Annotated in this window: 9 protein-coding genes; 2 read left to right on the top strand and 7 right to left on the bottom strand. The window is 70.3% G+C overall.

Going from position 1 to position 14,127, the window contains the following annotated elements; all coding sequences use genetic code 11:
- Positions 1-127: 127 nt before the first annotated feature.
- Complete coding sequence (locus ACZ7LS_RS27980) at positions 128-4,417, bottom strand: galactose-binding domain-containing protein (protein WP_382523498.1); 4,290 nt, start codon at positions 4,415-4,417, stop codon at positions 128-130.
- Positions 4,418-4,737: 320 nt separating this feature from the next.
- Between ACZ7LS_RS27980 and ACZ7LS_RS27985 the strand changes: the two genes are divergently transcribed.
- Positions 4,738-6,447 carry a sensor histidine kinase gene (locus tag ACZ7LS_RS27985; RefSeq protein WP_382671967.1) on the top strand — a complete coding sequence of 570 codons (1,710 nt, stop codon included), beginning with the start codon at positions 4,738-4,740 and terminating at the stop codon, positions 6,445-6,447.
- Positions 6,444-7,121, top strand: a complete 678-nt coding sequence (locus tag ACZ7LS_RS27990) for a DUF7342 family protein (RefSeq protein ID WP_129773601.1) — start codon at positions 6,444-6,446, stop codon at positions 7,119-7,121. Before ACZ7LS_RS27985 ends, ACZ7LS_RS27990 begins: the two co-directional genes overlap by 4 nt.
- Before the next feature lie 120 nt (positions 7,122-7,241).
- Here ACZ7LS_RS27990 and ACZ7LS_RS27995 read toward each other — a convergent pair whose 3' ends face one another.
- The 6 genes from ACZ7LS_RS27995 to ACZ7LS_RS28020 form a co-directional block, all read right to left on the bottom strand.
- Positions 7,242-8,834 (bottom strand): solute symporter family protein, encoded by a 1,593-nt coding sequence (locus ACZ7LS_RS27995; protein ID WP_382523492.1) that lies wholly within the window; start codon positions 8,832-8,834, stop codon positions 7,242-7,244.
- Entirely contained in the window at positions 8,831-9,325 is a 495-nt protein-coding gene (locus tag ACZ7LS_RS28000; RefSeq protein WP_385134500.1) for a DUF485 domain-containing protein, read from the bottom strand. Before ACZ7LS_RS28000 ends, ACZ7LS_RS27995 begins: the two co-directional genes overlap by 4 nt.
- A gap of 99 nt (positions 9,326-9,424) precedes the next feature.
- A complete protein-coding gene (locus ACZ7LS_RS28005) occupies positions 9,425-10,093 on the bottom strand; it encodes a response regulator transcription factor (RefSeq protein WP_382523487.1) in 669 nt (222 codons plus the stop codon).
- A complete protein-coding gene (locus ACZ7LS_RS28010) occupies positions 10,090-11,274 on the bottom strand; it encodes a sensor histidine kinase (protein ID WP_385134502.1) in 1,185 nt (394 codons plus the stop codon). The genes ACZ7LS_RS28005 and ACZ7LS_RS28010 overlap by 4 nt, the downstream gene beginning before the upstream one ends.
- Positions 11,271-11,780, bottom strand: coding sequence for a DUF1453 domain-containing protein (locus ACZ7LS_RS28015; RefSeq protein WP_385134504.1), 510 nt, complete (start codon positions 11,778-11,780; stop codon positions 11,271-11,273). The genes ACZ7LS_RS28010 and ACZ7LS_RS28015 overlap by 4 nt, the downstream gene beginning before the upstream one ends.
- A gap of 160 nt (positions 11,781-11,940) precedes the next feature.
- The gene (locus ACZ7LS_RS28020) at positions 11,941-14,070 is read right to left on the bottom strand and encodes a DNA gyrase/topoisomerase IV subunit B (RefSeq protein WP_382523480.1); all 2,130 of its coding nucleotides are present in this window, start codon (positions 14,068-14,070) and stop codon (positions 11,941-11,943) included.
- Positions 14,071-14,127: the final 57 nt, after the last annotated feature.

Here is a 14,127-nt window from a genome sequence, read left to right on the forward strand (position 1 = left end):
ATCGCAAGGCATGCAAGCTACTTGCTTGAGAGCGTAATTCGAGCGTAAAGGCGCCGGTAAGCGAGGTGCCGGCCGGAAGCGACCGGCCGGCACCACACTACGGCCCGCCAGGGGCCCCTGCCCCCTCCTACGGGTTGATGTGGATCTTGAAGTTGGGCGTGGTGTTCTTCACGTCGACGGCGTTGTTGTTGAGCGTCAGACCGTTGAAGGTGACCTCACCGACGGCCGGCCCCTGACCCGCCTCCGGCAGTTCGTTGGCCCACAGCCCGAAGCCGGACTTGGCGTCGAACGCGTCACCGCTCTTGCGCGCCCCGGAGATCGAGATGTCGCTGAGGATGGTGTCCTTGATCGGGAACTGCGGCTGACCGCCCACGTAGTTGGTCTGGAACATGATGCCGCTGTAGGTCGGATCGACGATGTCGACGTTGTTGATCCGGATCCCCTGGAACACCTTGGACGCCGAGAACAGCCAGATCCCGGGGAAGGTCTGCGCACCCCAGAAGTGGCCGCCGGCCCGGACGATCGACACGTTCTCGATCGTCGTCGGATCGGTCCCGAAGCCGTTCATCGGATAACCGAAGTCCAGCGAGCTGACCGTGATGCCCGAGTACACGAGCGTGTCCGCGATGTGGATGTTGCGGAAGGTGTTGTTGTAGCCGCCGTACACGGCCACACCCGCGGCCCGCCAGGTGAGGGTCGAGGTCAGGTTCTCGTAGACGTTGTTCTTCATGTCCGCGCCCCCGGCGTCGATCGCCGAGAACAGCGCGAAGCTGTCGTCGCCCGTGGCCCGCGCGTCGTTGTTGACGACGTGGTTGTCCGTGCTGCCGTTGGTCATGTTGATGCCGTCGGCGAACATGTTGCGGATCCGGGAGTTCTTGATCGTGATGTTGTCCGTGTTGGCGCCCCAGTAGAGGCAGACCATGTGCTCGTTCCAGATGTTGTCGATCACGATGTCGGTGACATTCGAGAAGTCGAACACCTTGCCGGGACCGTCGATACGCGAGGTGTAGTTGCCGAAGTACGCGAAGCCGGAGAAGGACGAGCCCTTCGCCGCCGCCTCCGCGCGGAAGCCGACATCGGTGTTGTCCTGCGTCGCCGGGGCGCGGAACCTGGTGTACCAGGGCCCGGCACCGACGACCTTGACCGGCTTCCCGTACACCTGGAACTTGCTGGCCGTCTGGTAGTCGCCGGGCGGCAGATAGACACCGACCAGCTTCCCCGTGGTGTCCATCCGGACCCGGTCCAGGGCGTTCTGCACGTCCTGGTGGGTGAATCCGGCCGGGACCGTGTACGTGGCCGGGTCCGGGTTGGCGATCTGCGCGGCCTGCTCCAGGTTGATGAAGTCGATCGCGTAGGTGGTGGTGTTGGCCGCGTCCTTCTGGAGCTTGATCTTGCTGCCCGCCGGGACGGTCTTGCCCAGCATGATGTTCGCCTCGTCGTAGATGTGCCGGGGCGCACCGGAGCCGGGCGAGTTGCCGGGGCCGGCCTCCGCCCCGTACAGCCACGCGTACTTGGAGGTGAGGTCGATCGCCTTGAGGAAGGTGCCGTCGACATAGACGTTCAGGGTGGAGTCGATACCACCGCCGCCCGCGGAGTCCGGGATCGAGAACCGCGTGACCAGCGTGTTCGTGCTGGCCCTGGTGGTGAACTCGACGTAGTTGCCGGTGTTGTTGAGCGTGACGGCCTTACGGCCCGATGCCTCGCCCGCGATGTCGCCGACGGTCCTGTTCGGGCCGACGACCTGTGCGCCGCCGCCCGCCGTGCCGTCCTCGGCCTCGTACATGTCGTACGGCATGTTGGCGCCGCGCCCGACGAACAGCGGCTGTGTGCTGGTGTTGTTCGCGCGCTTCACCGGCAGTTCGTTGGCGTCGTCGGCGAGGACCACCTTCACGCTGTACGAGCCGTTGGCCGCGGCCCAGGTGCCCAGGCCCACCGGCGGAGTGGTCGCCCCGGCGGCGATGGCGCCGTTGTGCGCGCCGGTCAGGGTCTTGACCGTGGCGCCCTTGGAGTCGAGCAGGGAGAGCGTGATGCCATGGGCGCCGGCCGCGGAGGCCACCGTGCCCTGGTTCCTGATCGCCACCGAGAAGGTGACGGTGTCCCCGGCCGAGGGCGAGGACGGTGAGGTGGAGACGGTCGCTGCGACCAGGTCCGAGCTGGAGACCGGCCTCACCACCAGCGCGCTGGGGCTGGTGTAGGAGTTGTTGGTCTCGTTCTGCTCGATGACCGTGTTGGCCGGGTCCGCGACCGCGCCAAGCTGGTACGAACCGGCGTCACGCGGGCCGATGTCCGCCGTGACGGTGGCGGAGGCCCCGGCCGCCAGGGCGCCCACCGAAGCGGTGGCGGCCTTGCTGCCGCCGAGCTGGAACTCGACCGTGCTGGCCGGCGCGGCGACCGCTCCGGCGTTGCGCACGGTCGCCGACAGGGTGATCGGGTCCGACTCGACCGGCGCGGCGGGGGCCGCGCTGACCGCCGTGACCTGGAGGTCGGGGTTGGGCGCCGGGTCGCCGAGCACCTGGAACTCCGCCACCTGTCCCGCGCCCGAGCCGGTGTTGGAGGTGAACCTCAGCTGGACGTCCGCGACGCGCGCGCTGACCGGGATGGTCACCGCGTTGCCGTTCGCCGGGCTGAACGCGTAGTCCTTGGCGGCCACCAGACTGGTGAGGCCCGAGGCGCTCTGCTCACGCCCCAGGACCTGGATGTTCTGGGTCCGCGGTCCCCAGCTGCTGTCGGGGTTGAGCTTGACGACGACGCTCTGGGTGTCGGCGTTGGCGCCCAGTTTCACGGTGAGGGTGTTGGGGTAGCTGCCGCCCGCGCCCTCCCAGTAGGTGGTGACGCTGTTGTCGTTGGCGTTCTCCGCGACGAACGTGTGGATCACCGAGGACGCGGAGATCGGCTTGCCGACGGCGAGGTTCGACGCCGAGCCGCTGCTGCCGTTCCTGGTGACCGTGTTGCTGTTGCCGGAGCGGTTGCCCGCCGCGTCCTTGGCCCGTACGTAGTACGAGACGGTCGTACCGGCGGGCTGGGTGTCCGTGTACGTGGTGACGTCGCCGGCCACGGTCTGGCGCAGCACGTTGTTGGCGTAGACCTCGTACCCCGTCACGCCCCTGTTGTCCGTCGAGGCGCCCCAGGTCAGCCTGATCTGACCGGAGGACGGCTCGGTGAAGGCGAGGTTGGCGGGGCTGGTGGGCGCCTGGGTGTCACCGCTGTCGCCCTGGCGGGTGACGGTGTTGCTGTTGCCCGAGACGTTTCCGGCCGCGTCCTTGGCCCGTACGTAGTACGAGACGGTCGTACCGGCGGGCTGGGTGTCGGTGAACGTGGTGACATCGCCGGCGACGCTGGTGCGCAGCTCGTTGTTGGCGTAGATGTCGTAGCCGGTCACGCCCGTGTTGTCGGTGGACGCGTTCCAGGTCAGCTTGATCTGGCCGGTGGCCGGCTCGGTGAAGGCGAGCCCGCCGGGCGCGCTGGGCGCCTGCGTGTCACCGGTCTCGGGGCCGTAGATCTCCAGCTCGGAGAGCTGACCGCCGGGTTGGCCGGTGTTGGCCGTGATCAGCACCCGGACATAGCGCGTGGTGACGGCGTCGAAGGGGATCGTCACCGCCTGTCCGCCCGCGGCGTTGAAGGTGTACGCCTTGGACGCGGTCAGATCCGTGAAGGCGGAGTTGTTCTCGCTCCCCTGGATCTTCAGCGTCTGGTTTCTGGCTCCCCAGCCGTCCGGCAGCCGCAGCACCACCTGGTTGACGCGGACCGAGGAGCCGAGGTCGGCCTGGATCCACTGCGGGAAGGCGTTGTTCCTGCTCTCCCAGTAGCTGGCCTTGTTGCCGTCATTGGCGTTGCCGGGGCCGTAGACCTCGGTGAAGCTGCTCGCCGTGAGCGTCCTGCCGAGGGCGAGGTTCACCGACGCCGCGGCGGCCGCGTGCACCTCCAGCTCGGAGAGCTGGGCCTTCTTCCCCGCCGTGTTGCCCGTGATGTTCGCCCGTACGAAGCGGGCCTTGGTGGCCGGGAAGGACACGGTGACCTTGTTGCCCGCGCCCTTGCTGAAGGTGTACGTGGCGGAGGACTTCAGCGTCGCGAAGCTGGTGCCGTCCGCGCTCCCCTGGAGGGAGAGCGTCTGCTTACGGGACTCCCACCCTGCGGGGAGCTTCAGCACCACCTGGTCGACGCGCTTGCTCGACCCCAGGTCCGACTGCACCCACTGGGGGAACTTCTTGCCGTCACCCTCCCAGTACGTGGACTGATCCCCGTCCGTCACGTTCCGGGCGGTCCCGTCGCCCGACGTCGTGCTCGCGGCCGCGGTCCGCCCCGCGGCGATGTTGGGACCGTCGGCCGCCATCGCGGTCATCGACGGCCAGCCGATCATCAACAGACTGGTGGCTATGGCGGCGGAGAGGACCCGCCATCTCCGGCGTAGCGATCTCATGGATCCCCGATCTTCGGCCTCGGCGCGGGGGCGACGAGGGCGCGGCTCTGGCTGCGTACCTGCATGACAGGCATTTCTGCATTGCTGAACAGAGTCTTTTGCGTTTTGCGGTCAGAGAGTTGCAGAGAAATGCGAGTGCGTCCACCGCTCGGACAGAACGAAATCACCAGGATCCCCACCCGAGTTGACGGCCCGCGCGCCCCACATGCCCGTTTCCGGCCGCTCAGCAGGGAAGCGTAAGCGCGCCGCAAATAACGCAAGCCATTTGCGTGATTGTGGAAGTTTCGAAAAGGGCGCCCAGCCCTCTACCGTTCGTACATATGAACGCCGCTCCGAGCACCGCGGGCAGACGACGGCGATTCGGCTGGCCACGCCGGGTCTTCTCGCAGGTGCTGCTGATGCAGCTCGCCATCGCCGCGGGCGTCACCGTGCTGGCCACGGGCCTTTTCCTCGCGCCCTTCAGCGCCGAGCTGGACGACCAGGCGATGCGCCGCGCGCTGGCGATCGCCGAGACCACGGCGTCCACCGATGTGGCCGCCGACCTCGTCGCCACGGACCCGGCGGCCGACGGTCCCGTACAGGCCGAGGCCGAGCGCATCAGACAGTCCACCGGCGCCGAGTACGTGGTGATCATGGACAGACGCGGGGTGCGCTGGTCGCACACCGACCTGGACCAGATCGGCAGGGTCGTCTCCACCGATCCCAGCGACGCCCTCGCGGGCAACGACATCATGGAGCTGGACAACGGCACGCTGGGCCGGTCCGCCCGGGGCAAGGTGCCGCTGCGCGACGAGAGCGGGCGGATCGTCGGGGCCGTCTCGGTCGGTATCGCGTACGACAGCGTCCGTGACCGGTTCCTGGCCGCGATCCCCGGGCTGCTCGCGTACGCGGGCGGTGCGCTGGCCGCCGGGGCGCTCGCCGCCTATCTGATCTCCAGGCGGCTCCAGCGGCAGACCCACGACCTGGCCTTCTCCGATATCTCGGCGCTGCTCACCGAGCGCGAGGCCATGCTGCACAGCCTGCGGGAAGGCGTCGTGGCGCTGGACGGGACCGGCAGGATCCGGCTGATGAACGACGAGGCGCAGCGGCTGCTCGGGCTCGGCCCCGAGGCCATCGGACGGCCGCTGGACGAGGTGCTCGGCACCGGGCGCACCACCGAGGTACTGGCGGGGCGGGTGGTCGGCGAGGACCTGCTGGCCGTCCAGGGCAGCCGCGTCCTGGTCGCCAACCGGATGCCCACGGACGACGGGGGCGCCGTGGTGACCTTCCGCGACCGTACGGAGCTGGAGCGGCTCGGCCGGGAGCTGGACGCCACCAAGGGACTGATCGACGCCCTGCGCGCCCAGGACCACGAGCACGCGAACCGGATGCATACGCTGCTGGGGCTGCTGGAGCTGGAGATGCACGAGGAGGCGGTGGAGTTCGTCACCGAGGTCGTCGGGGTGCACCGGGCCACCGCCGAGCAGATCACCGAGCGCATCCATGATCCGCTGCCGGCCGCGCTGCTGGTCGGCAAGGCCACGGTCGCCGCGGAGCGGGGCGTCTCGCTGCGGCTCTCCCCCGGCACGCTGCTGCCGGACCGGCTGATCGACCCGCAGGGTCTGGTCACGGTCGTCGGCAACCTCGTCGACAACGCGCTGGACGCGGCGGCCGGCTCCGAGGATCCGCGGATCGAGGTGGAACTGCGCGCCGAAGGCCGTACGGTCGTGCTCGTGATCTCCGACAGCGGCCCCGGTGTCCCGCCCGACCAGCGTGAACTGGTCTTCTCCGAGGGCTGGTCGACGAAGGAGCCACCGGCCCACGGCAAACGCGGACTCGGGCTGGCCCTGGTGCGCAGACTCGCCGAACGGCAGGGCGGCAGCGCACGGGTCGGCGCGGGGGCGCACGGCGGTGCGGAGTTCACGGTCGTGCTGCCGGAGGCGCTGACGGAGGACGGACCGGGCGGGAGCATGGAGCCGGACGGGACCACGGGACCCGGCGCGGCGCCCGGGACGGCCCGTGAGCAGGCCACGGCAGGGGAGACGCGATGATCGACGTACTGGTCGTGGACGACGACATCCGGGTCGCGCAGATCAATACGGCCTATGTGGCCAAGGTCGCGGGCTTCCGGGTGGTGGCGCAGGCCCACACCGCCGCCGAGGCTCTGGACCGGATCGCCGGTCACCCCGTCGATCTCATCCTGCTCGACCACTATCTGCCGGACGAGAACGGGCTCGCGGTGGTACGGGAGTTGCGGCGCCTCGGCCATCAGACCGACGTGATCATGGTGACGGCGGCGCGCGATGTCGCCACCGTCCAGTCCGCGATGCGCCACGGCGCCCTCCAGTACCTGGTCAAACCCTTCAACTTCGCCGGACTGCGGGCCAAGCTGGAGGCGTACGCGACGCTGCGCCGCACCCTGGAGGGCGGCGGCGAGGCGGAACAGTCGGAGGTGGACCGGATGTTCGGGGCGCTCTCCGCGGCGAGCGCCCCCGCCCTCCCCAAGGGCCACTCCCCCACCACCGCCGAGGTGGTGCGCAAGGTGCTGATGGGCGCCGACGGACCGCTCTCGGCGCAGGAGATCGCGGAGCGCGCGGGCATGAGCCGGCAGACCGCGCAGCGCTATCTCAAGCTGCTGGAGCGGGCCGGGCGGGTACGGCTCACACTGCGGTACGGGGAGACGGGGCGGCCGGAGCACCGGTACGCCTGGGCGACGAGCGGCTGAGAAGCCCTGTCGCCGGCCCGTGCCCGGGGACAGGGCCGTGTGTCCCCCGGGCGGCGGGGCCGTGTCACCGGCGCCGCGCCGGGGCCCGCCCTCGTACCCGCTCCCATGCCACTCGCACCCTCAGACCGCTCCCGCCCCGGTCAGCGACCTGACCTCGGTCTCCGCGTGTCTGGCCGCGTCCGGCGGCTCGGTGGAGGTGACCGTACCGAGCCAGCCCGCGAGGAAGCCCAGCGGAATGGAGACCACACCGGGGTTCTGGAGCGGGAAGAACGCGAAGTCGGCGCCGGGGAGGAGCGATTCGGGGCTCCCCGAGACCACCGGCGAGACCACCACCAGCAGGACCGCCGGGATCAGCCCGCCGTACACGGACCAGACCGCGCCGCGCGTGGTGAAGTTCCGCCAGAACAGCGAGTAGAGCAGTACGGGCAGATTCGCCGAGGCCGCGACCGCGAAGGCGAGCCCGACCAGGAAGGCCACGTTCAGGTTCTGGGCCAGCAGGCTGAGCGCGATCGCCACCGCGCCGATTCCGGCCGCCGCAAGGCGCGCCACGGCCACCTCGTCACGCTCCTTCGTGTGCGCGCGCTTGAACGAGGCGTAGAGATCATGGGCGACGGAGGCCGAGGACGCGAGCGTGATGCCCGCGACGACGGCGAGGATGGTCGCGAAGGCGACCGCCGCGACCACCGCGAAGAGCACCGTTCCGCCGGTCGTTCCCGCCCCGCCGCCGAGATCGAGGGCGAGCAGCGGGACCGCGGTGTTCCCGGCCGCGTTGGAGGCGCGTACCGCGTCCGTGCCGACCAGCGCCGCCGCGCCGAACCCGAGCACGATCGTCATCAGATAGAAGCCGCCGATCAGCCCGATGGACCAGATCACCGAACGGCGGGCGGCGAGCGCGGTCGGCACGGTGTGGAAGCGCGACAGGATGTGCGGCAGTCCGGCCGTGCCGAGGACGAGCGCGAGCCCGAGGCTGATGAAGTCGACTCGCGCGGTCCAGTCCCCGCCGTACCGCAGTCCCGGCGCGAGGAAATCCTTGCCGTGGCCGCTCTGTGCCGCCGCGGTGTTGAGCAGGTCGTTGACGTTTCCGTGGAAACGGACCAGGACGAGCACCGTCAGCGCGATCGCGCCGGCCATCAGGAGGACGGCCTTGACGATCTGGATCCAGGTGGTGGCGCGCATCCCGCCGAGCGAGACGTGGACGACCATCAGCGCGCCCACGCCGATCACGGTCCAGGTGCGTGCCGCGCCGCTCGTGCCGCCGAGCAGCAGCGCGACCAGGCTGCCCGCGCCGACCATCTGCGCGACCAGATAGAGCACGGAGACGGTCACCGAGGAGGTGCCCGCGGCGATCCGTACGGGACGCTCCCGCATCCGGGCCGCGACCACATCGGCGAGGGTGAACCGGCCGACGTTACGGACGAGTTCGGCCACCAGGAAGAGCACGACCAGCCAGGCGACGAGGAAGCCGACCGAGTAGAGCAGACCGTCGTAGCCGAAGAGCGCGATCAGGCCCGAGATCCCGAGGAAGGAGGCCGCGGACATGTAGTCCCCGGAGATGGCGAATCCGTTCTCCATGGGCGAGAAGAGCCGGCCGCCCGCGTAGAACTCCTCGGCGGAACCGCGCCGGTGGCGGCTCACCCAGGTGGTGATCCCCAGCGTGACCGCGACGAACGCGCTGAACAGCACCAGCGCGAGGGTCTGGTGGCCGCCGCTCACCGTCCCTCTCCCTCCCCGCCGGGCGTACGCCGGTCGAACACGGCCCAGCGCAGTTCGAGCGCCGCGCGGTCCCGGTGCAGCCGGGCATGGCGCGCGTACGCCCAGGTCAGCAGGAAGGTGGAGAGGAACTGGCCGAGGCCCGCGACCATCGCCACATTCACCGCGCCCGCGACCGGCCGCGCCATCAGCTCCGGCGCGGCCGTCGCCGCCACCAGATACACCAGGTACCAGCCGAGGAAGGCGAGCGAGGCGGGGACGACGAACCGGCGGTACCGGCCGCGCACTTCCCGGAAGGCCGCGCCGCGCTGGATCTCCGCGTAGATCCCGGCGGCCTCGGCCCCGGCCGCGCCGCCCGGGGCCCCGGGGTCCCGCACGGCGGGCGCCGCGGAGCCGCCCGTACCGGCCCACTCGCGCCACTCCGGGGACAGTGCCTCGTACCACGGGTCGCCGAGCCGCACCGCCGCGGCGTGACGCACTTCCTGCTTCTCCACCGGTCAACTCTCCTTGTCGGCGAACCGTTTCGGCCGCGTGCAAGAAGGATGGACAGAGGGGGAAGATCCCGGACTCCCCTCTCCCCCGGCTTCACTCCATCAGGTGATGGCCGGCCCGGGAGGCGGGATGAGTCCGCGCTGATAGGCGTAGCGCACGGCCTGCGCGCGGTCGCGCACGCCGGTCTTGGCGAAGAGGTTGTTGATGTGGGTCTTCACCGTGGCCGCCCCGATGTGCAGCCGCTGCGCGATCTCCTTGTTGGAGAGCCCCTCGGCGACCAGCGAGAGCACCTCCGCCTCGCGGGCGGTGAGCCCGTCGGGCAGCTCCGCGGGGGCGGGCGCCGCGGGCGGGGCCGTGACCCGGTCCAGCAGCCGGCGCTGTACGGCGGGAGCCAGCCCGGCCTGCCCCGCCAGTACGTCGTCGACGGCCCGGACGATCTCCTCGCCGCCCGCGTCCTTGGTGAGATAGCCGCGCGCGCCGGCCCGCAGCGCGGCGAACAGCGAGTCGTCGTCGGCGTACGTGGTGAGCACCACGACCTGCGTGCCGGGGTGTTCCGCGCGGATACGGCGGGTGGCCTCCACGCCGTCGCAGCGCGGCATCCGCAGATCCATCAGCACGACATCGGGAGCGAGTTCGGCCACGAGGGCCACGGCTTCCTCGCCGTCTCCCGCCGCACCGACGACCTCGATGCCCGGCAGCAGCCCCAGCAGCATCACGATGCCCTCGCGCACCACGGACTGGTCGTCGGCGACGATCACCCTCGCCGTCATGCGGGCACTCGCAAACGCACGCTGAAACCCTTCTCGCCGGGGTCCTCGGGGCCTCCGGGACCGGCCTCCAGAGTGCCGCCGAGCAGCTCGGCGCGCTCCTTCATCCCCAGCAGACCGTACCCGGAGCCCGACCCGCCCAGCCCGGCCGGGGCCGCGCCCTTCCCGCCGGTGTTCCGTACCTCCAGTGTCACCTCGTCCGCGCCGTACGTGAGCCGGATCAGCACCCGCGCGCCCGGGGCGTGTTTCCGTACGTTGGTCAGCGCCTCCTGCACCACCCTGCGCACCGTCTGGGACGCCTCCGCGGGCAGTGGCCGCGGAGCACCGCCGATCTCGACCTCGGCGCCGTCCATGGCGGCCAGTTCGCGCAGATAGTCGCCGAGTGGTGCCATCTCACCGCGCAGCGCGGAGAGTGCCTGGCGGGTCTCGGCGAGCCCTTCGCGCGCCATGGAGCGCGCGGCGACGACCCGTTCCAGGATCTGGTCGCGGAACGGGCTGTGCGGCTCGCTCTCGATCCGCAGCCGCGCGGCCTCCAGATGGACGAGCTGCGCGGAGAGGCTGTGCGCCAGGACGTCATGGATGTCCCGGGCGATCCTGGCCCGTTCCGCGAGGGCGGCCGACTCCGCCTCGGCGGCGCGGGCGGCGCGTTCCTGGGCCAGCAGCCGCTGGGCGTTGCCGCGCGCCTCCGCGTCGAGCCGCAGGACGTATCCGGCGAGGAGCAGCCCGGCGGTGGTGATCGTGGTGGTGATCCAGTGCTCCTGGTTGTACGCCACGAGGCCGCCGAGGGCGGCGAGGGCGGTGGGCAGCGCGGCGACGAGCGGCAGCCGTTCCATGGCGACGATCGCGCAGACGCTCCACAGCACCGTCGCCGCGACCTCGAACCCGCCATGCCGCGCGGCGACCGTCCCGCCCATCAGCAGGACGAGCAGCCCGACCGACGGCCAGAGATCGTTGCGCAGCGTGGTACGGAAGAAGCACCAGACGAGGAACCCGGTGAGCAGCACCGCGGCGACGGCCGCGACCGCGGCCCAGCCGTCCACCCGGCGCTCGCTGAAGGTGGACCACATCAGGGCGCCGAGGGCCAGCACGCGCACCCCGCGACTCAGCCATCGCCGGGCATCGGTGCGGCGCTCCCGGGAGAGAGCCTCCCGGGAGGGCCAGTCCGTCCAGGCCTCGGGGGTCACACACGGTCCTTCCACGGTGCGGCGGCTACGCCGTCACCGTACGACGCCCGGCCCGCGCGGGCCCGCCGCACCAGCAGCCCCCTGCGGACCAGCACCGAGGCGGCGAGCGCGAGCAGGATCGCGCCGGTGCCCTGACGGACGCCGATCAGCGCGCCGACGCCCATGAGTCCCAGCCGCAGGGCGATACCGGCGATCCAGACCCCGACGGTGGCCTTCGTGCCCTTCGACCACACCGAGCCGTCCCGCTCGGTCCAGACATGGCTGGTGCGGGCCCAGCCGACGCCCATCAGAGCCCCCACGACCAGTTCGGCGCCGAGCAGCAGCGCCGACAGCGGCAGATCCCGTGCGTCGAGGAGGCCGGGCTCGCGCAGCGCGATCACGACCAGGATGACGGGCAGCACCAGCCAGCGGTGCCCGTCGGCGGTGATCCGCTGGGGCTTGAGCTGACGGGCGGCGATCAGGGCGACCACCGCGACGGCCACCAGCACATTGACGAGCGAGGACATCGGGGCCTCCGGGGACGAAGAAGTTCAACGACTTCGACGCTACGGAGAAACACCTGGTCAGAGCATCGGCGCGGGGGTTGACCACAGGTGGACGTACGGTCTCCACCCACGGGTGGAGACCGTACGTCCACGGGACTTCCACGGGTCCCGGGGGCGCGCCTCAGGCGTCGATGCGCGAGCGGTCCAGCGTCGCCGCCGAGCTGGTGATGAACTCCTTGCGGGGAGCGACCTCATTGCCCATCAGCAGATCGAAGATCTGCTCGGACGACTCCAGGTCCCCGATGTTGATCCGCCGCAGGGTGCGGTGGCGGGGGTCCATCGTGGTCTCCGCCAGCTGGTCGGCGTCCATCTCGCCGAGGCCCTTGTAGCGCTGGATGGAGTCCTTGAAGCGCACGTTCTTGCGCTGGAACTCCAGCAGCGTCTGCCGCAGCTCGTTGTCCGAGTACGTGTAGACGTACTTGTCCTGGCCCTTCTTGGGCTGGACCAGCTCGATCCGGTGCAGCGGCGGCACGGCGGCGAAGACCCGGCCCGCCTCCACCATCGGCCGCATGTAGCGCTGGAAGAGCGTGAGCAGCAGGCAGCGGATATGGGCGCCGTCGACATCCGCGTCGACCAGCAGCACGATCTTGCCGTAGCGGGCGGCGTCGATGTCGAAGGTCCGGCCCGAGCCGGCCCCTATGACCTGGATGATCGCCCCGCACTCGGCGTTCTTGAGCATGTCCGAGACGGATGACTTCTGGACGTTGAGGATCTTGCCCCGGATCGGCAGCAACGCCTGGAACTCGCTGTTCCTCGCGAGCTTGGCCGTACCGAGCGCGGAGTCACCCTCCACGATGAACAGCTCGCTGCGCTCCACGTCGTCACTGCGGCAGTCGGCGAGCTTGGCCGGCAGCGACGAGGACTCCAGCGCCGTCTTCCTGCGCTGCGCCTCCTTGTGCTGGCGGGCCGCGATCCGCGTACGGGCGGCGGCGACGGCCTTCTCCAGCACGGCGCGCGCCTGCGCCTTGGCATCGCGCTTGGTCGAGGTCAGGAACTCCTTGAGCTCCTTGGCGATGACGTTGGCGACGATCCGGTTGGCCGCGGACGTACCGAGGACCTCCTTGGTCTGGCCCTCGAACTGCGGCTCGGCGAGCCGGACCGTGACCACGGCCGTGAGGCCCTCCAGGGCGTCGTCCTTGACGACGTCGTCCTCCGCGACGCGCAGCATCTTGGCCGAGCGCAGCGCCTCATTGACGGTCTTGGTCAGGGAACGCTCGAATCCGCTCACATGGGTGCCGCCCTTGGGGGTGGCGATGATGTTCACGAACGACTTGACGGTGGTGTCGTACCCGGTGCCCCAGCGCAGGGCGACATCGACGCCCAGCTCGCGGGTGACCTCGGTGGGGGTCATGTGCCCGCGGTCGTCCAGGACCGGCACGGTCTCCTTGAAGGTGCCCTGGCCGGTCAGCCGCAGCACATCGCAGACGGCCTTGTCCTGTGCGAGATATTCACAGAACTCGCTGATGCCGCCGTCGAACCGGAACGTCTCCTCGACCGGGCCGTCGCCCCCGCTCTCGCCGAGGCCCCGCTCGTCCCTGACGACGATCGTCAGTCCCGGCACCAGGAAGGCGGTCTGCCGCGCACGCTGGTGGAGCGTGTCCAGGGAGAGCTTGGCGTCCTTGAGGAAGATCTGCCGGTCGGGCCAGAAGCGCACGCGCGTCCCGTTACGGGTCTTCTTGGGCACCCGCTTGGCCTTGCGCAGCCCGTTCGCCGGATCGAAGGGGCTGTCGGGGCCCTGCTCGGTGAACATCCCCGGGACACCGCGCCGGAAGCTGATCGAGTGCGTGACGCTGCTGCGGTCCACCTCGACGTCCAGCCGGGCGGAGAGGGCGTTGACGACGGAGGCGCCCACGCCGTGCAGACCGCCCGACGCGGCGTACGAGCCGCCGCCGAACTTTCCGCCGGCGTGCAGCTTGGTCATCACGACCTCGATGCCGGAGAGGCCGGTCTTGGGCTCGACGTCGACGGGGATGCCCCGGCCGTTGTCCTTGACCTCCACCGAGCCGTCCTCGTGGAGGATCACGTCGATGTGGTCGCAGTAGCCGCCCAAGGCCTCGTCGACGGAGTTGTCGATGATCTCCCAGAGGCAGTGCATCAGGCCGCGGCTGTCGGTCGAGCCGATATACATTCCGGGGCGTTTGCGGACCGCTTCGAGCCCTTCAAGGACGAGCAGGTGCCGCGCGGTGTAGTTGGAGCCGTCACGGTCTGCGGTCAGCAGCGCAGTGGACGGCACGGACGTATCGGCGGTCACGCGGTTCGCTCCTCGCTGAATTTGAGATGGGCCCCCGTGGGGTAAAGGCCCGGCGTC

It is taken from the genome of Streptomyces sp. NPDC039430 (genome assembly GCF_055639435.1).